We start from the raw sequence: 22472 nt of genomic DNA, 5'->3' as shown, positions 1-22472 counted from the left end.
CAAAATAATGTTAAACGGCAGCGGCACCACCAACGATCTCAGAAATTTCCTGAGTAATCGCGGCTTGACGCAGCTTGTTATAAATAAGTTGTAGGTTCTTAATCAAGTCACCAGCGTTATCTGTTGCAGCTTTCATTGCAACCATACGAGCAGATTGCTCACACGCGATGTTCTCGATTACGCCTTGATACACCACAGACTCAATGTAACGAACCAATAAGCCATTTAAAAGCTCTTCAGCTTCTGGCTCATAGATATAATCCCAACCATATTGACGGTTAAGAGTCTTGTCATCTTCAGCAGCAGCTAAAGGAACAAGTTGTTCGATCTTTTGATCTTGAGTCATGGCATTTACAAAGCCGTTAGAAACTAGATAAATACGATCTAACTCGCCTTTATCGTAAGCGTCTAACATTACCTGTACAGAACCAGATAACTGTTCAAGGCTTGGTGTGTCGCCAACTTGAGTTGTCGCACCAAGCACTTTACCGCCGTAGCTTTTAAAAAACGAAACCGCTTTTTGACCAATTAAAGCAAATTGAACTTCAATTGACTGCTCTTGTTGTTGCTGTACATGTTTAACAACTTTTTTGAACAAGTTAATGTTCAAACCACCTGCCAAACCACGATCTGAAGACACAATGATATAGCCAACGCGCTTAACTGGGCGTTCAACCATATAACGATGTTTGTATTCAGGATTCGCTTGTACCAAATGAGCAATTACACGGTGCATATTTTCGGCATACGGACGGCCTTGAGCCATGCGCTCTTGCGCACGACGCATCTTAGAAGCTGCTACCATCTGCATCGCGCGAGTAATCTTCTGCGTGCTTTTGATACTAGCTACTTTGGCGCGAATTTCTTTTAAATTTGCCATACGCTTAACCTAGTATTCGAAGGCCCTTGCGAGCCTCCGAAGGTTGATTCCGTGAACCAAACCAACACTAAATTTCAACAGTCTGAAACTTAGTAAGTTTGAGTCGCTTTAAAGCTTTCAATACCTGCTTTGAATGCTGCTTCGATTTCTTTATCCCAAGCACCAGTCTCGTCAATTTTTTGCATTAACGCAGCTTGTTCTGAACGGAAGAAAGAAACTAACGCAGCATCAAATGCAACGATTTTCTTAACTTCTACGTCAGCCATGTAGCCTTCGTTAGATGCATAAACTGAAACAGCTTGGTCAGCAATTGAGTAAGGAGCATATTGTTTTTGCTTCATTAACTCAGTTACACGTTGACCATGTTCTAATTGCTTACGAGTTGCTTCATCAAGGTCAGAAGCGAACTGAGCAAACGCTGCCAATTCACGGTATTGTGCTAAAGCGGTACGGATACCACCAGACAATTTTTTGATGATCTTAGTTTGTGCAGAACCACCAACACGAGATACAGAGATACCCGCGTTCACTGCAGGACGAATACCTGAGTTGAATAATGATGTTTCTAAGAAGATCTGACCATCAGTAATCGAAATTACGTTCGTTGGTACGAATGCAGATACGTCACCCGCTTGAGTTTCAATAATTGGCAATGCAGTTAATGAACCAGTTTGGCCTTTAACTTCACCATTAGTGAATTTCTCAACGTAGTCAGCAGATACACGAGAAGCACGCTCAAGTAGACGTGAATGTAGATAGAACACGTCACCTGGGTAAGCTTCACGACCTGGTGGACGGCGTAAAAGCAATGAAATTTGACGGTAAGCAACAGCTTGCTTAGACAAGTCATCATAAATGATTAACGCATCTTCACCGCGGTCACGGAAGTATTCGCCCATTGTACAGCCAGAATATGGAGCAAGATAAAGCATTGCTGCTGGATCCGCTGCCGCTGCTGCTACAACAGTTGTATACGCCATAGCGCCAGTTTCTTCTAGCTTGCGTACAACGTTAGCGATAGTCGATTGTTTTTGACCAATTGCTACGTATACACATTTAATGCCAGAGTTTTTCTGAGCGATGATCGCGTCGATCGCCATTGCTGTTTTACCAGTTTGACGGTCACCAATGATCAACTCACGTTGACCACGACCTACAGGGATCATTGTATCTACTGATTTATAACCAGTTTGTACAGGTTGATCCACTGATTGACGCCAAATTACGCCTGGTGCTACTTTTTCAACAGCATCAGTTAATTTTGCATCAATTGGGCCTTTACCATCAATTGGGTTACCCAAAGCATCTACTACACGGCCTAAAAGTTCTGGACCAACCGGAACTTCTAATACACGACCTGTGCAACGAGCTTTTTGACCTTCTTGAAGGCTTAAGTAGTTACCTAAAACAACGACGCCCACTGAATCCTGTTCTAGGTTCAGTGCCATACCATAAAGGCCGCCGTCGAATTCGATCATTTCACCGTACATTGCATCAGCAAGGCCGTGAATACGCACAATACCGTCGGAAACCATAACAATGGTTCCTTCGTTCTTAGCGGTTGCGCTGGTGTCCAGATCGCCGATACGCTGTTTAATGAGCGCACTGATCTCGGATGGATTCAGTTGTTGCATTGCGCTATACCTCAATCTTTTTAAAGTTCAGTCTTCGAGCAATTAAGCAAGAAGACGAGTCCGCATTTTTTCAAGCTTGTTAAGCGCAGAATCATCTATCACTTGGTCGCCTGCACGAATAACTACACCAGCAATTAGCTCTGGTTTAACTTCTACAGAAACATTTACTGCAGCTTTGAATTTTTTCTCTAAAGCATGTGCAAGTAATTGTTCTTGTACAGAAGTCAATGGGAATGCTGATTCAATCACAACATCCACAGTATTGTTATTCTGTGATTTGAGCTGTTCGTATTCTGCAGCAATTTCAGGAAGAAGTGACAAACGGCCATTTTCGGCAAGCAATGTCAAAAAGTTTGACACTGCAGCGTTTTGGTCTTCACCTAAAACTTTAGCAATCACACTTACCTGCTCAGCAGGAGTAAGCTCAGGGCGATTTAAGAAAGCTGAAAATGCTTCGTCTTGCACCGCAGCACTGAGCAATTCAAGTGCTGTTGACCAAGAGTCAGTTGCACTTTGCTCAGAAGCGTAAGCAAATGCTGCTTTAGCGTATGGGCGTGCCAACGTCAAGAGTTCAGCCATAATCCGCCTCTCTTAAAGTTTAGCAGCCAGCTGAGTCAGCATGGCATTGTGAGCTTCTGCGTCAACTTGTTGGCTAAGAATTTTCTCAGCACCAACAACTGCAAGAGCAGCAACTTGTTGACGTAATTCTTCGCGAGCAGCATTGATTTCAGTATCAACAGCTTCTTTAGCCTGTTGACGAATACGCTCACCTTCAGCAGATGCTTGAGTACGCGCTTCTTCTACCAATTGCGCACCGCGACGGTTCGCTTGTTCGATCAATTGAGCCGCTTGTGCTTTAGCCGCGTCTAATTCAGCTTTCACTTGAGCTTGCGCATCCGCAAGATCAGCTTTCGCTTTTTCAGCAGCGTTTAAGCCATCAGCGATTTTACGCTGACGCTCACTAATCGCATTGATTAGTGGTGGCCATACAAACTTCATGCAGAATGCGACAAACATCGCAAACGCAATCGCTTGGCCAATCAATGTGAGGTTGATATTCATTGCTATTCCTCAATAGTTTAATTTAGGAATTAAGCTGATTAACCTACAAATGGATTAGCGAAGATGAAGAACAAGCCAATACCAACACCGATCATAGGCACAGCATCAAGAAGACCTGCGATTAAGAACATACGAGTTTGTAGTTGTGGAGCCAATTCTGGTTGACGAGCTACAGCTTCAAGGAAGCGACCGCCTAAAAGACCAAAACCAATCGCAGTACCTAAAGCACCAAAAGCGATCAAGATAGCAGATGCGATTGCAACTAGACCTAAAGTGAGTTCCATGATAATTCCTCAGAGGTTAGGTTTTATACCAAGTTAAATTAAAAAAAATTATAGGCCTAACCATCGTATGACAGTTAGGCAATACCATTAATGTTTTTCGCTAGCCATACTCAAGTATACGATAGTTAACATCATGAAAATGAATGCTTGTAACGTAATAACAAGAATGTGGAAGATCGCCCAAGGCACAGACAGAGCCCATTGGATCCAGAACGGTAATAACGCGATTAAGATGAAGATTAACTCACCTGCATACATGTTACCGAAAAGTCGAAGAGCCAATGAAACTGGACGTGCAAGGAATGTTACTAATTCAAGAATTAAGTTCACTGGAATTAATAACGCTTTTGCAACTGGGTTACTTGGGTTAAATGGGTTAAGTGCCAATTCGCCAACAAAACCACTAATACCCTTTTCACGAATACTATAGAACAAAATAAGAACAAATACAGACAATGACATACCAAGGGTAATGTTAGGGTCAGTAGATGGAACAATTTTAAAGTAAACGTGGTGAGGGTCCATACCAAATACGTGCGCACCAATCAATTGAGCTGTATACGGGATAAAGTCAACTGGTATTAAGTCCATCGCGTTCATGAGGAAAATCCACACGAAGATGGTTAATGCTAATGGAGCAATTAAACGTGATTTGCCATGGAAAGTGTCGCGGACACTTGAGTCAACAAACTCAATGATCATTTCAATTGCAGACTGGAACTTGGTAGGAACACCAGAGTTTGCAGCTTTCGCTACACACCAGAACAACAAACAGAAAATCACACCGAGCGTGATAGACCAACCCATAGAATCCAAGTGAATAGCAGTGAACCCCATCTGTTGAGCTTCATCAGCAGTTTCAGCTAACTTCCAAGAACCGTCTGGCATTTTGCCATAAGTCATGTTCGTTAAATGATGCTTGATATACTCGGTCGAAGTAAGGGCATGTTCTTCAGCAGCCATAAATCACACCTGGTCAATGTCAAATACTAATATAGAGAAAACGAATATCGCGTGCTGCTTGATATCTCGTTCCACTCCAAAAAAACTTTTCAATTTTTGTTGTGCTTAAACTCGTTTCTGAAAGCGTGAAACACAAAAAGGTGCAACCCACGACATGGCTTGAACGAGAATAAACCCACAAAACAATGCGACCGCTGACAACGGTTTAACATTGCTCAAAATTAAAATGAATCCAACGATCACTATAGCAAACTTGCCCATCATGCCCCTATACATGTTCAAAAGAACTTGCTTCGTTGCTCGCGCGCCTGCCGTTCGAAACGACTGCCAAGAAAAATAACTACTTGCTAACCAACAAACTAACGCTCCAAGAGCGGCGCTGTATGCAGCAGTTGTGTCTTTCAAGACCAACGCAATCAAGGCTGAAACAGGAATCATACATGCTTGTATGAGGACTAAAGCTTTCGCTAATCGTCGATCAATCATGCGACTAGTTCGGCTCATATACATTTCCACTTACAGCACTAATGCTTGACAAGTTTAACCGGTGATCGATTTTTATCGAAGGCATTATAGAGTTAGCCCCCTAAACATGCAATCTTTTCCCGACCTAAGTCGAGTTTTTTTGCAACTATATAACATCGGCTTTATATTTATTTTTGTTTAATAAATAGTTTACTTTCGTGCATTTAACACACATTTTTGAACTTCTTGGGTCAATTTGCTCCAACCTACAACAAAGTCCCCTTCCCCGCTCATACTTTCATCCACTTTTTGAAATGAAATATCACCTAGCTTTTGATACTGATTTTTACTTGCATGACCTTCCGCAAGTAAACACATTTTTGTCATTGGACGATGGTCATTTAAGTACTTAATCTGAGTTACTGTAGGTGCCATATGCGAGTCCGAGGTTAATGCACCCGCAAATGTTAAGTTTAATGGGCGCTCTAAATATTGATAGGCATCATGAAATGACCAATACGGCTTTGCAGATAATGTCGTGTTATGTTTATTTGCAGCAAATAGCATCTCTTTTGCAAACTTTTGAGCATTTGCCCAATACTTCGCTTTATGTTCTGGTTGTTGTTGCGAGCGTAATGCCGCAATAAAGAAACCAATACGGACTGCATTATTCGGATCTAACCATACATGCGTATCTAGAGTCCCTTTAATTGACTTACCACGCACATCACGTTGCGGTAATGTTTGAACAATACCTGATTCTAAAACTGAAATTGCAGTAGGATTATCTGCCAAGAGCTTATTCAATGGTGCTTCATGCTGTGGACCAAGCCAAATAACTAAAGCTGCATCTTGAATTGTTTTTCGATGTGCTGGTGTTAATGTCACATCATGACCCGCTTGATCTTTAAGTAATAAAATAGGCTTTTCCACACCCTCTGTAATTTTCTCAGCAATTAAATAAATTGGATGTGTAGAAACAACAATAGATTGAGACCAACTCAAACTACTCATCACAGCAAATATACAAAATGCAAAGAAACGGGACATGGATAAATCGCTTACAGCTCTAAAAAATGTTATAATATAACAAACCAATAAAAATATACATCCCGAATCGAAACTCCACTCACTTCATGTTAAAATTCAACGTATATTTTTTGCTCTAAATCTATGAGGTTGCTATGGGCTCATGTTCTCATGAACATCACGATACTTTACACGGCGTACATGGTCATCACAATATTGATCAACGTCTAGCAGATGCTGAAAGTCTTTGTGTTGCAACAGGAGCACGCCTCACACCCTTACGCAAACAAGTGTTAGAACTCATACTTTCTGCGTCAGGTCCTGTTGGTGCCTATGACCTTTTAGCAAATTTAAAAAATGGTTCAGAACGCCCTGCTGCCCCACCTACCGTTTATCGGACTTTAGATTTTTTATTAGAAAAAGGGCTTATTCATCGCCTGACATCTATTAATGCTTATATTCCTTGTTGTCATCCTCGCGAAGGACATCAGGCTGCATTTTTAATTTGCACAGAATGTAAATCTGTTACAGAAGCTTCTGCTCAAGGTTTATTACAACAACTTGCGACCTTATCTGCTGCAGACAACTTTATAGCGCAGCATAGTATTATTGAAATCTCTGGAGTTTGTCATCAGTGCAGCCACAAGCAATAACTGAAAGTCCAGTCATTGAACTTAAAAATATTTTTGTTCATATAGATGATAGAGAAATTTTAAAGAATGTAGATTTCACATTATACGACCGTGAAATTGTCACGCTAATTGGACCCAATGGTGCAGGGAAATCTACGCTTATTAAGGTTTTACTTGGCATTGTGAAACCCAAATCAGGCAGTATTCACGCGAAATCGAATCTTAAATTTTCTTATGTACCCCAAAAATTCAATCCTTCTCATAGCTTACCTTTACGAGTAAAAGACTTACTCGATCTTGAAGTTTGCCCAAAAGATATTAAAGCGCAAATTATTCAAGACACAGGCATTTCAAAGCTAGAAAACTCAAGGGTTCAACAACTTTCAGGTGGTGAGCGTCAACGTGTGTTATTAGCACGTGCCTTACTCAGACAACCCAATGTTTTAGTTTTAGATGAACCCATGCAGGGTTTAGATATTCAGTCTGAAGCAGAACTTTATGATTATGTTCGTAGCCTTCCTGAAAAATACGGTTGCTCGATACTGATTGTTTCACATGATTTACAATGGGTTATGCAAGGTACACAACGTGTTGTATGCTTAAACAAACATATTTGCTGTAGTGGTTTACCTGAAAATATTCAGCAAGATCCAGCTTACCAAGCCATTTTCGGTACAAATCGTGTGTTCTATCAACATCACCATAATCATTGTGCTCATGGTGATACTGCGACAACGTGCGAACGTGACTCACGCCCACATATTCACCCAGAACCGGAAGCTTAAGCCATGATGGAATGGTTACAACTACTATTACCTGCATGGACAATGGGCACATTACTTGTGTTTTTAACTGCACCATTAGGCTGTCTAATGCTTTGGCGTCGCATGTCTTTTTTCGCAGATACTATGGCCCATGGAACATTATTAGGTGTTGCTGTTGCAGGTATTTTAAGTTTACCTCTATGGGTTGGTGTGACATTTTTAGCATTATTATTGGTCGCTATTTTATGGGTACTACACGACCCACGACTCCCAAATGATGCACTTCTGGCACTCTGCTCAGCTACACTTTTATGCTCTGGTTTATTGCTCATTCAATATTTACCAACGCTACGCCCAGAATTATTAAGCTATTTATTTGGCGATCTTTTACAAATTTCTTGGGCAGACTTACCTGTATTTGCAATTGTTATTGCCGTTGCTCTCGCAGTTTTATATAAATATTGGACCGCACAAATTCAAATTGCAATAGATCCTGATATTGCAATGAGCGAAGGTGTAAATGCACATTGGCAGCGTCTAATCTTTATGCTTTTACTTGCATTATTTACAGTATTAGCTTTACGTGCAGTTGGCTCTTTACTGATGGGTGCATTACTTGTCATTCCCGCACTCACTGCTCGCCTACTCTCTCACTCTCCAAAGCAAATGGTCATTTGGGCATTTGTCATCGCACAAATTGGTGTAAGTGTTGGTTTATGGTCAAGCGCAGGTTTAGATATTTCAACAGGATTAAGCATTGTTTTAACGATGTCTATTCTTTTTGCCATAATATTTATTATTCAAAAAGTTAAAAGATTAATTTAAAAAAAATAGTTTAAGTAAAAACCATCATTTTTGATGGTTTTTTTTGGGATTAATTTTTAAATATCACACATAAAAAGAGACTCCATCACTTGGGGGAGCGAAGGAGTCTGAAAATGCAAAACTTGTTGATTTGTTTATTGTTTACTTCTTATAATGAGAACTATATCACACTTATTTAAAATGTCAAATCTTTTTGCCTTTTTTTTAATCTCCATAAATAATACAACTAGAAACGCCTTAACATTTATTGATGTACAAAGCTCAATAGACTTGCCGCACATGTAAATAAAATAGCAAAGGTACGATTCATTATTTTTTGCTGTTTAGCAGATTTCAACATTCTTAATACTTTAGCAGCTAAACCTGTATAACCAGCCATAACAATCAAATCGATACTAATCATAGTCATAGTCATAATGACATATTGCAACCATTGCGGTTTTGATAAGTCCAAGAACTGAGGTAATACCGCCAATAAGAAAACTATTGCTTTGGGATTACTCATATTGACCAAGAAACCATATAAGACAAGTTGAGTACGCGACTTGTTTGGTAAATCATTTTGAATATCTATTGACTGAACTGGCGCATTCCACTGTAAATAGGCAAGATATAGCAAATAAGCAACACCAAACCACTTCACAATAAAAAATGCCCAAGGACTTGTGGCAAATAAAACCCCTACACCAGCAGCCACAACAGCAATTTGAACCAATAATGCCAGTTGCAACCCTAATACATTCCAATAACCATGACGAAAGCCATAATTCAATCCGCTCGACATAGATGCAATAGCACCAGCACCCGGAGAAATACTAATTACCCAACATGCAAGCATGAAAGCAATCCACATTTGATAGGACATGATTGAACCGAATAAAATAAAATCAAGGCATTATAGAACTATTACACTTTTCATAGCTTTAAAATTCAATCATGAATTATTTGTTTTATACTATTCAGAGCTTTGCCCATCAGGCACAATAAGCCAAGTCTGCAAGAAAGATAAAATATTTAGGAGCCATGAATGACCGCCCAATCTGTAATTTTGCCATTACCATCAGATCATGCCCGTTTTATTGTTTTACGTTTAAAAGATTTAAGCATTTCAGAATTAAAAGAAAGTATTGAAAATTTAATTTCGACACGTGATCGCCTGATCAGCCAACATCCACATGCAGATATTAAAACCGCAGTCGCGTTTGGTCCTGAGCTTTGGGATCAACTTTATTCAAAACGACCTGAAGGCTTTAAACAATTAGCCCCTATTCATGGCTCCTTTGAAATGCCTGTTATTCCTGCCGATGTCATTATTCACATTGCAGCACAACGTGCCGATTTATGTTTCACCTTGAGCCAATCATTCTTCGATGGCATTCAAAACAACGTTGAAGTATTAGATGAACGTGTTTGCTTCCGCCAATTTGATGGTCGAGATTTAACTGGTTTTATTGATGGTACTGAAAACCCACAATTCCCTGATGATCGAGCAGAAACGGCTTTACTTTCGGGTGAGAATGAATTTGCTGATGGTTCTTTTATTTTTGCGCAACGCTATGCGCATGACTTGGAAAAGTGGAAAAAACTAAAAGTTGATGCTCAAGAACATGTTATTGGTCGCACCAAACTAGAAAGCATTGAACTTGATGATGATATTCAACCTGAAAATTCACACGTTTCTCGTACCGTTGTAGAAGATGATGATGGAGAGGAAATGGCAATTTTACGTCATTCTCTTCCTTATGGTGATGGTAAAGGTGATCAAGGCTTATTCTTCATTGCCTACACCAACAATCTGTCGATTATAGACTCAATGCTTTTACGCATGTTTGGTACAAGTGGTGATGGTATTCACGACCGCCTTCTTCATTTTGTTACACCTAAAGATGGGGCTTATTATTTTGCCCCAAGTGAAAACTTACTAGAAACTATCTTAGAAAACTAATCCAAGACATAAAAAAACAGCACTTAATGTGCTGTTTTTTTATTCAAAATTTAGTGCTTCACATTAAAAACTTCATCTAATTGATCAAAAACAAAATGTTTATAAAGAGATAAACGTCTACGAATAATGGCACCAAAATAATTTGGATTTGCATCTACTTCGCTAAATATTAAATTTTGCTTATGCATAAGCTCAATATCTTGTAACAATGGGGCGCCTTGCAGATTTTCTAATTCAACAATACCCAACACATTTGTTAGTGCTTTAAATTGCGCATCATTTCTATAGCTTTTATCTACATCACCATTAAATGAGTTTTCCCAAATCACAATTTTATTTTCAGGAAGAATCTCTGATAATTTTAGTAGCTCTTTATAGCAATCATTAAAATCTACTGTTCCAGAAAGCGGAATATGGAATACGATATCTCGGTTATTTTCTTTGAACAAATTGAGAATATCACTACCCTTAATATAGCTAATAAAATTAATATGCGTACTTGCACCACTATCAATTAAAAAAGCGCAGTCATTTAATAAAATTGTTTCAAATAAAGGATCGTAATAAGCCCGAGAATCAAAATTACCATTGAGCATTTTAAGTCCCAATTTATGTGCCTCTAAACCTTTAAATGCAACTAATCCATCATTAAGTGGATCTGCATCAAAACAAAATACTTTCATATATTCACGTAAATACTGAACCAATATTCTTGATATAAACGATTTACCAACACCACCTTTCGCTTGGGTCACGATGTGGATCGAATTTTTTGAGAGGCTCATATTTTATTCCTTATAAATTTTTTATTTATATTCATTAAAAATTTTCTGATAGGTATCTCTAATTCCATCAAAAGAGACTTCACTTTCTACATTTTCAATATGACTTTGAATTAAAGAAGCATCAACTTCTTGCTGATTATTAGATGTCAGTTTTTTTACAACATTATCAAATAACTTTAACTTATTCATTTTATTTTTAGTGATATCACTGCTCTTATGAGTAGACTCTGGCTTAATCCCAAGGTTATGAAGAATACCTTTTTCCAATACAAGAATATCATTCAAAGAATCACTTTTTATTGTATGAGAAAAATCGCTATTTACCCCCGAGAAAAAGACGATTTCACCTTTATCACTCATTTTTTCAGCTTCAACTAAAATTTGAGTATCCGCCTGAGAAATAGTGGAAATTAACTCTTCAGATTTAGAAACTCTATCTTCAATCACGAAAGATTGTTCATGAAGTTTTTCTTCTAATCCTGATTTTTCTGCTCGCTGCTGCTCTTGTTTTAGTGGCTTTACTTCAGAATCAATGTCATCAGAAACATTGCTCGTTTGAAGAACTTTTTCAAGACCAATTAACTCTTGAACTTCATCTTTATTCGGAAATGCAGATGTCGCTTTGATATGAAGGCTATTGGCAAGAACATCCTCATGTTGAGATGAAACTTCTAAGTTCTGTAAAACAGTATCTTTTGAAATTTCTGTAGTCTCATTTAATACGACACTTCCTATATTACTAACTATCGTATCTTCTGAATGCTCTTCTTTTTGATCCAAATTTATTTTTTCTGAATTTATCTCTGATGAAAAATGAGCCTTTATTTCCTGTTGCTCTAAATCTGTTTTAACAAATTCACTGATCGAAAGACTATTCACATTTTCAATACTATTTGAAATAACAGTACTATCTAATGGCTGATTAACAAGGATCTGATCATCTACAACTGTCTTTTCACCACCTGAAGTCACAGCTATTTGTTGAGCTACATTATGGTTATCTGCCTCTTGACCTGTAGACTCTATGAACAATTCATCTTTCTCTAGAGCTCTTTTATTCGCTCTATCTTTTTTAGAAATTTCTACTGAATTTTGATTTAAAACAATAGATCTATACTGAATTTGATTTTGTTTCTTTTTAGACACTATATTTTGTGAATAAAGACCAGGCTTAACTGATGTCTTTTTTTCTGCCTCAAAATTTTCACTCGTAGAAACTAAAGTTTGCGTAGCATGCTTATCAAATTCAGTATCTACAACTGAATGATTGCTTGGCTTTCTTATATCTTTCTCTTGCTGTTCTTCAGTTTTTGATTCGACAGGTTTTTCTGCTTTAACCACAGAACTTTCTTCCAAAGACGCAGCAGTATGCTCTTTTAAAAATATATAAGCTTGCTCTTTGTTATTCGACGTATCAGAAGCTATTGGTTGTGAAATGCCAATAGGGTCTTTAGAAGCCCTATTATTACTTTCTCCTACTTCTAGAAAATCTCTTTGAAAATAGAAAATTCTCTTCATGAGTAAGACTTGAATTAGAATCGACACAACCATTAATACAATGATTAAAATCGATAAATAGATATAAATATTAAATTTTGATTCCATACTCATTATCTAACTCGATAATAGTAAATATTATTATTAATTTCTCATTGTATATGATAAACGGCATTTTCCAATCGCTTACAAATACAAAGAAGAACCCTTTTACAATCTTTTTATTGTTTATATATCATACAGTTTAACAAAAAAAAAGGAGACTTTTCAATCTCCTTTTTTTAATTACTTAATATGTAACTCGTTTATATTCTCGATATTCTGGTTTCCAGAAATTATCTTCTATCGACTTACTCAATAATTCATCACTAATTAGTGGCGCAACACCAGCAGCCATGGCAGCTTTTGCAACTCTAAATGCAATAAACTTCGATACTTTTTGAATCTCATTCAAATCTGGTAGTAAATCTGCATCAATATCTTGCAATTTTGGAGAACAATCTGCCAAGGCATTACTCGATGCCATTAACATGCTTTCCGTTACTCGAGTCGCATTTACTGCCAACACCCCTAAACCAATACCAGGGAAAATGTAAGAGTTATTACATTGAGAGATATTAAATGTTTTACCTTCATATTGCACAGGTTCAAATGGGCTACCTGTTGCAATTAATGCACGGCCTTCTGTCCACTGAATAATATCTGATGGAAGTGCTTCAACACGTGATGTTGGGTTAGACAATGGAAGAATAATCGGACGTTGACACTGTTGTGCAAGCGTTCTAATTACTTTTTCTGTGAATAATCCTGGCTGACCTGAAACACCAATCAAAACCGTTGGCTTGGCATTTTTAACGACATCCAATAGGCTAATAATTTCACCTGAAGATGCCCACGCCCCAACCTCTTCATAGTTTTGTGCCAACTTACTTTGGAAGTCGAGCAAATCGGGTTGTTTATGTGTTACCAAGCCAAAACGATCAACCATAAATACACGTTTACGTGCTTCCGCATCGGTTAAGCCTTCTGCCACCATCTGCGAAATAATTTGCTCCGCAATACCACAACCAGCAGAACCTGCACCCACAAAAGTAACAATTTGATCTTTTAATTTTTTACCCGCAGCACGTGAAGCAGCGATTAAACTACCCACCGAAACTGCTGCTGTGCCTTGAATATCATCATTAAAGCAACAAACTTTATCACGATATTTATTTAGTAAAGGCATTGCATTAACTTGAGCAAAGTCTTCAAATTGAATTAAAACATTAGGCCAACGGCGTTGAATGGCTGCAATAATTTCATCAACAAAATTGTAGTATTCTTCACCACGAATACGAGGATGCTTTAATCCCATATAAATAGGATCATTTAAAAGCTCTTCGTTATTTGTTCCGACATCAATCGTAATCGGTAAAGTATATGCAGGGCTAATACCACCACATGCGGTATAGAGCGACAACTTACCAATTGGAATACCCATACCACCAATGCCTTGGTCACCTAAACCAAGAATACGCTCACCATCAGTGATAACGATAACTTTCACATTCTTCTTACTTACATTATGTAAAATTTCATCAATTTGCTGACGATCTGAATATGAAATAAATACACCACGATGACGGCGATAAATGTCAGAAAAACGCTGACATGCCTCACCCACTGTTGGTGTATAAATAATAGGTAACATTTCACTTAAACGATTTTCAACTAAGTGATAGAACAATGTTTCGTTGGTATCTTGAATATTACGTAAATAGATGTGCTTATTAATAGCTTCATCAAATGCACTATATTGCTGATATGAGCGCTGACTTTGCTCTTCAATTGTTTCAACAACACGCGGGATTAGCCCGTTCAAATTAAATGTTGTACGCTCTTCGTCGCTAAATGCTGAGCCCTTATTCAAAAGGGGCAATTCTAAAAGGGTATTACCTGCATAGGGAATGTATAAAGGCTTTTTTGCTTTGGTTTGGTCTAATGTCATTTCCGATCTCATTGTGAGGGTCATCAAATGAAATAATCTGAGAAAATTTATTCCATCTATATTTACTTGCTATAGCTTAGCGTCATTTCACAAAAAAATGTCATTTAATTAATTGATAATAATTTACAAATGATTTAGCCACTTGAGTGATAGCGTTATCTTATATAAAAACCTCTGTTTTACTCAAAAAACAGCTAAAAATATTTATTTTTTCATAAAAAAAATGAATTTTTACCATTTTTTATATTTTAGTCATTTCATAATTTTTTCTATTTTTATTAAATTTGGCATTTCCCCAAAAAATACCAATTACGACTATCTGAATAGGAGTTTTGATATCTTATTTAGGTAGCATCTTCTATCAATCTAAATTACATAGCACATGAGTAAAAAATAATACCTCTCATCAAATACAATAAAAGTCGTTCACTTTTTATATATTTTCTATCCAATATCTCATCAAAACACCTGTTCATCTGACATCCGTATGCTTAACAATCTACTCAATTCATTAAAAATGCATCAAAAAGTAAAAAAATTATCGGACAATATTCATTCAATACAATTGCGTTTACCTAAAGAGCTCGAAATTTGCTATATTTACTGTTTTTCTGCGACATCTTTTTCGACTGATTATGAATACGGCAATACAAGCAGCGCTCGATCATGCAGTGCAATCCCTTCAAGCTGAAGGTGTACTCCCATCTGAATGGAACAATACAAGCATTTTGACTCGTACTAAAGATCGAAGTCATGGCGATTTCGCATCTAATATTGCGATGATTGGTTCTAAAGCTGCTGGTATGAAACCACGAGATTTAGCTGAAAAAATTCTTGCAAACCTTCCTGAAGTTGCCGATATCAGCAAAGCAGAAATTGCAGGTCCTGGCTTTATCAACTTCTTTTTAAATGCAGATCAACGCTTCGCTGTTTTAGACCAAATTCAGGCACAAAAAAATCAATTCGGTCGTACACAAGCCAATGCTGAAAAACGCATTCAGGTTGAATTTGTTTCTGCAAACCCAACATCAAGCCTACACGTAGGTCATGGTCGTGGTGCTGCATACGGTATGACTGTTGCTAATTTACTTGAAGCAACAGGTGCAAAAGTTGACCGTGAATATTATGTCAATGATGCAGGGCGTCAAATGGACATCCTTGCAACATCGACATACCTTCGCTATTTAGAACTTACAGGTCAAGAACTTGTATTCCCTAAAAATGCGTACCAAGGCGACTATGTAAAAGAAATCGCACAAAGCATTATTGATCAAGATGGCGATGCTTACGTACGTCCTATTGCTGACGTATATAAAGACGTTCCTGAAGATGTTCAATACGCTGCAGAGTTAGATGCTGAAGGCAACAAAGTTGTTCTGTCTGGCGACAAAGAAAAACACATTGATGGTCTAATTTTTAACTCACAAGCACTCATTGGCGAAGGCTACCGTGTTTTCCATCAAGCAGCTTTAAAAGCAATTCTTGAAGATATTAAAGATGACCTTGGTGAGTTTGGCGTAACATTTAACCAATGGTTCAGTGAAGCAACATTAACTGAAAAAATTGAAGAAGCACTTCAAACGCTTGATCAACGTGGTTTCTTATATGAAAAAGATGGCAACATCTGGTTCAAATCGACTGAATTTGGCGATGAAAAAGATCGTGTTGTAAAACGTCGTAATGGTCAAACAACTTACTTCGCATCTGACATTGCATACCACTTAAACAAGCTTCAACGTGGTTATACAGATATTATCGATATTTGGGGTTCCGATCACCATGGCTACATTGCTCGTGTAAAAGCTGCAATTGATGCAATGGGTTATGACTCTAAAAAACTCACTGTACTTTTAGTTCAGTTCGTTAGCTTATGGCGTGGCGGTGAGATGGTTCAAATGTCATCTCGTTCGGGTCAATATGTAACATTACGCGATCTTCGTAAAGAAGTTGGTAATGATGCTGCGCGCTTCTACTATGTAATGCGTAAATCTGAACAGCACATTGACTTTGACTTAGATCTTGCCGTTTCTCAAAGTAAAGATAATGCTGTGTATTACATTCAATATGCACACGCACGTATTTGCCGTATGTTAGAAAAAGCTGCATCCACAGGCGTTCAATTCTCTACTGAAAATGCACGTCAATTTGCTGCTAAATTAGAGCTTGAAACTGAAGCAGAAATTTTAGCTAAGCTTGCAGCTTATCCTGAAATCGTGACTCGTGCTGCAAATAGCCATGAACCACATCAAGTAGGCAATTACTTAAAAGAGCTTGCTGCATTATTCCATGGTTGGTACAACGAACATAAAGTACTCGGCGATGATGCTGAATTAACACAAGCGCGTTTATTGCTATCTGTAAACGTTCAGCAAGTACTTAAAAATGGTTTAGAGCTATTAGGTGTTTCTGCTCCTGAGAGCATGTAAGCAAAGCATTGCTTTCCATGAAAGATCATGTTTTTAACATGATCTTTCTTTTAAAAAAAAGAGATTACAGGAAATACATTTTTCTGTAATATCAACAACTAAGCAAATTAAGAAAATGAATAAATCATCGCCTTGCTTAGTCCTGTGGCATAGGTTCTATCGTAATAAATAAGAATGAGGTTCCCCTCGTGTTTGGAAAAACTCAGCGTGGTGTATCAGAAAGACCCAACAAACCTAAAAAGCCACTAATTCCTTCTTGGCTAGGTACACTTGTGGTTATTTTAATTGTACTTTCTTTTGCTGTAGCACTTCTGTTGTGGAAGCCTTGGGAACCCGTGAAACCCAAAGACCAAGTTGCACCTCAACAAAACAACGAAGAAACCAATAAAGATTACCGCTTTTACGATCTATTGCCTCAACAGCAAGTTACTCCTATTCCTGAACAAGCTGTTCCTGAAACAAAAGATAAGAATCCTGTTGTCATTATTGAAGCACCATCAAATAATCAACCCACTTCCGAAGCGACAGGATTAACGACTCAACAAGCCGTAGAAAAAGCAAACTATATCTTACAAGTACGTAGTTATAATGACCCCGATGCAGCAGATGCCCGCCGAGCTGAAATTATTTTAAATGGCTTATCTGCCGATGTCATAAAAACCACTGAACGTGGTGAAATTTGGTATCGCGTTATTTCTGGTCCATACGACTCACAAGATGCAGCGCTAATTGCTCAACAAACCTTACAACACAGTGGTATCGACTCTATTGTAGTAAAGCGTTAAGTCTAAAAAAGGATGCTATAAGCATCCTTTTTTCTTGGGTATTTATTTCTCTAAATTTTGTTCACGCATAATTGCTCTTAAATAAGCAGGCCTAACTTTAACCCGCTCAATAAAGGCATCAATATTGGGGTGATCCCCTCCTATCCGTTCCTGCATAGCAATTAAAGGAAAGCCCATCTGAATATCTGCAAAACTAAATGCATCACCTGCAAAATATTCATGCTGAGATAAATAGTCCTCTAAATATTGGATATGCTCCTGAATTCTTGGATTCACAAAACTCTTTTTAATTCCATCCACTATTTTTGTAGCAACAGGACGGATTAAAAACGGTACGCGATTTGGCACACTATTAATAACTAAAGTCATCACTAAGTACGGCATAAGCGAACCTTCCGCATAATGCATCCAATATTGATATTGCCTATATGCTGTTTTTTCTTGTGGCTTAAACTTTTGCTCAACATCAAATTCATCTTGCAAAAATTCTAAAATCATTGCAGATTCTGCAAGTGTTTCCTCATTGGTCGTCAGAATTGGGGCTTTTCCTAAAGGATGTATTTTCCTTAATTCAGGTGGTGCTGCACGTGATGCTAAACGCTTATAAAATTTAATTTTATATTCTAGTCCAAGCTCTTCCATAGCCCATAAAATACGAAATGAACGTGAATGTTCTAAGTGATGTACGATCAACATCTTTTCTCTCCTTTTTTGTTTTTATTTCCTTTAAAAAAAGCACTTTCTCTCGAAAGTGCTTCTCAATTTACAGCAGTGTTGTTTTTATTTCCACCGATCGCAACAAAGTTTTAGTGACTGGTGTTTTTGAACAAATAGCCAAAATCTTTTGTTTTAGCTCATCATTAAGCTCATTTTTAAAACTTAATCGACGCGCAATCCATTCTTCACCGTCTTTGTTCGCTTTAAAGTCGGCTTCTACAACAAAATTTCCAAAATCTATACCTTTATGCTGCGCATACATTCTCAAGGTAATCATCGTACATGAAATTAAACTGGCACATAACAAATCATACGGCGCTAAACCTTGATCTTGCCCACCAAAAGATTCTGGCTTATCTGTAATAAGTTGGTGTTTACCACTCGTGATCTGTCCCGACCATGGTTGCGTTAAGGTCTGAACTATTGCATTTGCAATGATCGCCATATTTAACTTCCTTATACTATTTAGATGCTCGCATCTTTTCTGGGAATACAGGGGCTTCTAATCTTAAACCTTGATAATCTGGAATCGTACCAAAACGTACATCATGATTCATCCATTGTTCACGTGCATGTTTCAACTCTTCCTGAGTTCGACCAACAAAGTTCCACCACAATAAAATTGGCGATTCAAATGGCTCACCACCCAATAATAAAATACGTGAATCCGCATGTATTTGAATATCTATTTCACTTACACCAACATTTAATATCAGCATATTATCTTTAGTTAATTCATGCCCATTAACAGTTGCCGTCCCTTCTAATGCCATAAATCCATATTCAAATTTAGGATTCAACTTTAAGCGAGTTGTTGTCGGTGCCTTTGCCGCTAAGTCCACACCCAAAAGCTCTGTATGTACCGCAACTGGAGATGTAGTATTTAAAAATTCACCCACCAATATCGTAAATTCAACACCATCTTTTTCAACGACAGGCAACTCAGGATAATGATCAAAACGCGGTGCCATATTCATTTTATCATCAGGTAATGCAATCCAAAGCTGAGCCGCATGCATTTTCGTTTCGGTATCTGGTGCAACTTCAGTATGTGAAATACCATAACCTGCTGTCATTAAATTAACTTGTTTTGGACGAATTAACTGTTCTGAACCAACGCTATCGTTATGCAACATTGTCCCTTCAATCATCCAAGTAAAAGTCTGTAAACCAATATGTGGATGTGGGCCCACATCTAGACCATCACCGGCTGGAAAGCTAACAGGACCTGCATGGTCTAAAAAGCACCATGCACCAATCATTCTTTTATGACGACTTGGTAATGCACGTTTAATGATTGTGCCACGACCAATTTCTGCATCACGCAGTGGAATATCTTGAATAAACTGATTAATGAATTTTTCACAATCATCCGACTTTGAAAGTTCTGTATAGTTTGTATTTGTCATAAGTTTATTCCAAAGCTGATTGGCTCTCTTTTAATCAATAAAGAGACTACATAAGAATGAAATATTAGCCTTAATTTGAATAGACTCCCACCATTAAATTAGTATGCAGAATATTATTTATAGGACAATGCTTTCATTAAAAATTGATTTTTAAAATCTTAAGTTTATGAAATTTAAATACTTGGAGTGAGTCACGCATTTCCAATAAAAAAACAAAAACTAGTTCACCATTGAAGCTTAATATTTTACAAACACTTACATTTGATTGTTTTATATCGAGTTTATTTATTTCAAAAATTTACTATTTACAATTAATATACAATTATATAATGAACATATATTGATCGTTTTTTGCATATTTATATTTTTTGGGGCAAATAAGTGATTTATCAAGAATATGAACAAGAATCTCGCTTATTAGTGCGACAAGCATTACGGACTATGCTTGCTCGAATTCCTAAACAATATGACCAAGAATACCTTGAATATCAAAAAGATCTTAAACTCAAATATTTATTACACATCAACTTAATTGCTCAAGTCGCTTATGCTTTATATAGTATTGCAGACTGGTTCGTAATTGCGGATGTAGGGCTTACTACTGTTTTATATAAACTAGTTTATACATTATTTGCATCTTCCATAACCTTATATTTATATAAGTATTATCGAAAGGTTGAGATTTTTGACCTCATTTTGCCTTGTTCAATTATTGGTGCATCAGCGCTTTGGTTTTATCTAGTCAATTTATCAGATAGTCCCAATGTTCCCATTTATATTTATTCATCCATTGTCTTCATTGTTTTAGCAAACTTATGTATTCAGGTTCGCTTCACGCCTGCTCTTATTATTTCGCTCTTGATTACCATCGTTAATCTAGTAGGTGCTTATTATGCAACAGAGAAGGTATTAGGACAGTTTATTCTATATTTACTCAGCTACACTCCTGTTTTAGTTTTCAGTTTAGTCATGAGTTGGGGCTCTACTTATAAATCTCGGAATATTTTTTTACATCACAAATTAGAAAGTTTTAACCGCCAAATTTTAGAATTAATGGCACATACAGATATGCTAACTGGTATTGATAATCGTCGATATTTTGAGCGTAGAGCTAAAGCGACAATTATAGATAATTCAATCGATCAAAAACCTATGGCTCTACTCATTTTCGATGTCGATCATTTTAAATTGATTAATGACAATTATGGACATGATGTGGGAGATGCTGTATTAAAGAAAATTTCCGATGTTTGCAAAACCGTTTTACGTAATAGTGATTTGTTTGCACGCTATGGTGGTGAGGAATTTATTGCCCTACTTCCCAACACAAAAGAAGAAAATGCATATTTAATTGCTGAAAGATTGCGTCAAAAAATTGAACAAACACCTGTTATCGTTGCAAATATGGGACCTATTTACTACACAATTTCCATCGGTATAACAATGATTGATTATCATAAAGATACTTTAGATGATGCAATTAAACACGCAGATACTGCGCTATATTCTGCAAAATCAGCAGGTCGTAACTTGGTCATGAAAGCCAGTTAAGCAAATACTAAATTCATTAAAATTTCACTGTATTAATTACTACACTCTCAGAAAAAATTTCTTTGTTATTTAATTCATTTTCAATACATTTCTTCATGAAGATCTAAGTTAAAAATAACGAATAGACCCTATTTTTTTAATACCATATCCGCATGATATTCTAAATAAACTTTATGCTTCAAAGATAACTGAATACATAAAGATTTAGGTATATTAAAAAATGCTCTTTCTTCTTTTACTAATTTGTTAGAAACAATAATCTCACCACTGGGGCGAAAGGAAATAAATCCTCGATCAAACAGGCGATCATAATTAGGGGTTAGCAATAAACCATTATAGGAATCTAATCTCTCTAACTCCGTACTTACAGCCCAAGGTTTAATATGAGATGCTATAAGAAAGGAAGCATTATTCATTCCTGAAATAGCACAATTCGGATAAATATCAAAAAGACTTTTTCTAAATTTATTTTGGGTCAATCTAACCTTAATTAATTTTTCAGCTTCCGATGTAAACTTTTGATCATTTCTAAAAATAGTTTCATCTTTTAAATCATATTCTTTGAGATAGTTCCCATAATGATTTAATGCAGATGAATACATATTATTACCAATTCGATTTCTTTCTTGGTAAATATCCAACCCATATATAGTTTGTTTAAGCGCTTCAAACTCAATGCTATTCTTTGGTAACTCATAACTTGGTAACCATTCTAAAATTCTATTCTTAATGACTAAATCATATTTAGAGGCTGTTGAACTAGACAACCTTTTTTCATCAACAAGCCATCGATAAAATCCCATAACTTTCTATTATTATTAGACAATTT

At 37.0% G+C, this 22472-nt stretch carries 23 protein-coding genes; 7 read left to right on the top strand and 16 right to left on the bottom strand.

Annotation, left to right across the window (positions count from 1 at the left end; genetic code table 11):
• Nucleotides 1-10 precede the first annotated feature (10 nt).
• The 8 genes from atpG to AC5YDH_RS09510 form a co-directional block, all read right to left on the bottom strand.
• Complete coding sequence (atpG, locus tag AC5YDH_RS09545) at nt 11-880, bottom strand: F0F1 ATP synthase subunit gamma (RefSeq protein ID WP_496118900.1); 870 nt, start codon at nt 878-880, stop codon at nt 11-13.
• Between the two features lie 89 nt (nt 881-969).
• Nucleotides 970-2514: a F0F1 ATP synthase subunit alpha gene (gene atpA / locus AC5YDH_RS09540; RefSeq protein WP_496118898.1), complete on the bottom strand. Its 1545-nt coding sequence runs from the start codon at nt 2512-2514 to the stop codon at nt 970-972.
• Between the two features lie 42 nt (nt 2515-2556).
• A complete protein-coding gene (locus tag AC5YDH_RS09535; protein ID WP_496118896.1) occupies nt 2557-3093 on the bottom strand; it encodes a F0F1 ATP synthase subunit delta in 537 nt (178 codons plus the stop codon).
• A gap of 12 nt (nt 3094-3105) precedes the next feature.
• Entirely contained in the window at nt 3106-3576 is a 471-nt protein-coding gene (locus AC5YDH_RS09530; protein WP_496118894.1) for a F0F1 ATP synthase subunit B, read from the bottom strand.
• 38 nt (nt 3577-3614) lie between these two features.
• Nucleotides 3615-3860, bottom strand: coding sequence for a F0F1 ATP synthase subunit C (gene atpE / locus AC5YDH_RS09525; RefSeq protein WP_000424060.1), 246 nt, complete (start codon nt 3858-3860; stop codon nt 3615-3617).
• An 87-nt stretch (nt 3861-3947) separates the two neighbouring features.
• A complete protein-coding gene (gene atpB, locus AC5YDH_RS09520) occupies nt 3948-4823 on the bottom strand; it encodes a F0F1 ATP synthase subunit A (RefSeq protein WP_496118873.1) in 876 nt (291 codons plus the stop codon).
• Between the two features lie 105 nt (nt 4824-4928).
• On the bottom strand, nt 4929-5327 hold the full coding sequence (locus AC5YDH_RS09515) for an ATP synthase subunit I (RefSeq protein ID WP_496118871.1): 399 nt from the start codon (nt 5325-5327) through the stop codon (nt 4929-4931).
• 171 nt (nt 5328-5498) lie between these two features.
• Complete coding sequence (locus AC5YDH_RS09510) at nt 5499-6338, bottom strand: metal ABC transporter solute-binding protein, Zn/Mn family (protein WP_496118869.1); 840 nt, start codon at nt 6336-6338, stop codon at nt 5499-5501.
• A gap of 134 nt (nt 6339-6472) precedes the next feature.
• Here AC5YDH_RS09510 and AC5YDH_RS09505 point away from each other — a divergent pair, with 134 nt between their 5' ends.
• The 3 genes from AC5YDH_RS09505 to znuB are packed head-to-tail and all read left to right on the top strand — an operon-like array spanning nt 6473 to nt 8538.
• Nucleotides 6473-6970 (top strand): transcriptional repressor, encoded by a 498-nt coding sequence (locus AC5YDH_RS09505; protein WP_496118867.1) that lies wholly within the window; start codon nt 6473-6475, stop codon nt 6968-6970.
• Nucleotides 6952-7734, top strand: coding sequence for a zinc ABC transporter ATP-binding protein ZnuC (znuC, locus tag AC5YDH_RS09500; RefSeq protein WP_496118865.1), 783 nt, complete (start codon nt 6952-6954; stop codon nt 7732-7734). Before AC5YDH_RS09505 ends, znuC begins: the two co-directional genes overlap by 19 nt.
• A gap of 3 nt (nt 7735-7737) precedes the next feature.
• Entirely contained in the window at nt 7738-8538 is an 801-nt protein-coding gene (znuB, locus tag AC5YDH_RS09495; protein ID WP_496118864.1) for a zinc ABC transporter permease subunit ZnuB, read from the top strand.
• Nucleotides 8539-8782: 244 nt separating this feature from the next.
• Here the strand turns inward: znuB and AC5YDH_RS09490 are convergent, their stop codons facing one another.
• Nucleotides 8783-9403, bottom strand: coding sequence for a LysE family transporter (locus tag AC5YDH_RS09490; protein WP_496118862.1), 621 nt, complete (start codon nt 9401-9403; stop codon nt 8783-8785).
• 162 nt (nt 9404-9565) lie between these two features.
• On the opposite strand from AC5YDH_RS09490, the gene AC5YDH_RS09485 reads away from it, so the two are divergent.
• Nucleotides 9566-10483, top strand: coding sequence for a Dyp-type peroxidase (locus tag AC5YDH_RS09485; protein ID WP_496118859.1), 918 nt, complete (start codon nt 9566-9568; stop codon nt 10481-10483).
• A gap of 50 nt (nt 10484-10533) precedes the next feature.
• On the opposite strand, the gene AC5YDH_RS09480 is transcribed toward AC5YDH_RS09485, so the two are convergent.
• The 3 genes from AC5YDH_RS09480 to AC5YDH_RS09470 all read right to left on the bottom strand — a co-directional run bounded on the left by AC5YDH_RS09480 (nt 10534) and on the right by AC5YDH_RS09470 (nt 14755).
• Nucleotides 10534-11268 carry a nucleotide-binding protein gene (locus tag AC5YDH_RS09480; protein ID WP_496118857.1) on the bottom strand — a complete coding sequence of 245 codons (735 nt, stop codon included), beginning with the start codon at nt 11266-11268 and terminating at the stop codon, nt 10534-10536.
• A 21-nt stretch (nt 11269-11289) separates the two neighbouring features.
• Entirely contained in the window at nt 11290-12873 is a 1584-nt protein-coding gene (locus AC5YDH_RS09475; protein ID WP_496118855.1) for a hypothetical protein, read from the bottom strand.
• 181 nt (nt 12874-13054) lie between these two features.
• A complete protein-coding gene (locus AC5YDH_RS09470) occupies nt 13055-14755 on the bottom strand; it encodes an NAD-dependent malic enzyme (RefSeq protein ID WP_496118853.1) in 1701 nt (566 codons plus the stop codon).
• A gap of 635 nt (nt 14756-15390) precedes the next feature.
• On the opposite strand from AC5YDH_RS09470, the gene argS reads away from it, so the two are divergent.
• Together argS and AC5YDH_RS09460 are read left to right on the top strand one after the other, a co-directional pair.
• Nucleotides 15391-17181 (top strand): arginine--tRNA ligase, encoded by a 1791-nt coding sequence (argS, locus tag AC5YDH_RS09465; RefSeq protein ID WP_496118851.1) that lies wholly within the window; start codon nt 15391-15393, stop codon nt 17179-17181.
• Between the two features lie 188 nt (nt 17182-17369).
• Nucleotides 17370-17966 carry an SPOR domain-containing protein gene (locus tag AC5YDH_RS09460; protein WP_496118849.1) on the top strand — a complete coding sequence of 199 codons (597 nt, stop codon included), beginning with the start codon at nt 17370-17372 and terminating at the stop codon, nt 17964-17966.
• Between the two features lie 42 nt (nt 17967-18008).
• Here AC5YDH_RS09460 and AC5YDH_RS09455 read toward each other — a convergent pair whose 3' ends face one another.
• The 3 genes from AC5YDH_RS09455 to AC5YDH_RS09445 all read right to left on the bottom strand — a co-directional run bounded on the left by AC5YDH_RS09455 (nt 18009) and on the right by AC5YDH_RS09445 (nt 20092).
• A complete protein-coding gene (locus tag AC5YDH_RS09455; protein WP_496118847.1) occupies nt 18009-18662 on the bottom strand; it encodes a glutathione S-transferase in 654 nt (217 codons plus the stop codon).
• A 67-nt stretch (nt 18663-18729) separates the two neighbouring features.
• Entirely contained in the window at nt 18730-19128 is a 399-nt protein-coding gene (locus AC5YDH_RS09450; protein ID WP_496118845.1) for an OsmC family protein, read from the bottom strand.
• A 16-nt stretch (nt 19129-19144) separates the two neighbouring features.
• Complete coding sequence (locus AC5YDH_RS09445) at nt 19145-20092, bottom strand: pirin family protein (RefSeq protein WP_496118841.1); 948 nt, start codon at nt 20090-20092, stop codon at nt 19145-19147.
• Nucleotides 20093-20473: 381 nt separating this feature from the next.
• Between AC5YDH_RS09445 and AC5YDH_RS09440 the strand changes: the two genes are divergently transcribed.
• Complete coding sequence (locus AC5YDH_RS09440) at nt 20474-21643, top strand: GGDEF domain-containing protein (RefSeq protein ID WP_496118836.1); 1170 nt, start codon at nt 20474-20476, stop codon at nt 21641-21643.
• A gap of 128 nt (nt 21644-21771) precedes the next feature.
• On the opposite strand, the gene AC5YDH_RS09435 is transcribed toward AC5YDH_RS09440, so the two are convergent.
• Nucleotides 21772-22410: an HNH endonuclease gene (locus tag AC5YDH_RS09435; RefSeq protein WP_496118834.1), complete on the bottom strand. Its 639-nt coding sequence runs from the start codon at nt 22408-22410 to the stop codon at nt 21772-21774.
• Between the last annotated feature and the right edge of the window lie 62 nt (nt 22411-22472).

It is taken from the genome of Acinetobacter sp. FY683 (assembly GCF_059515885.1).
Note: the sequence above shows the minus strand (reverse complement) of the source record. Positions and strands in the feature narration are given on the sequence as shown.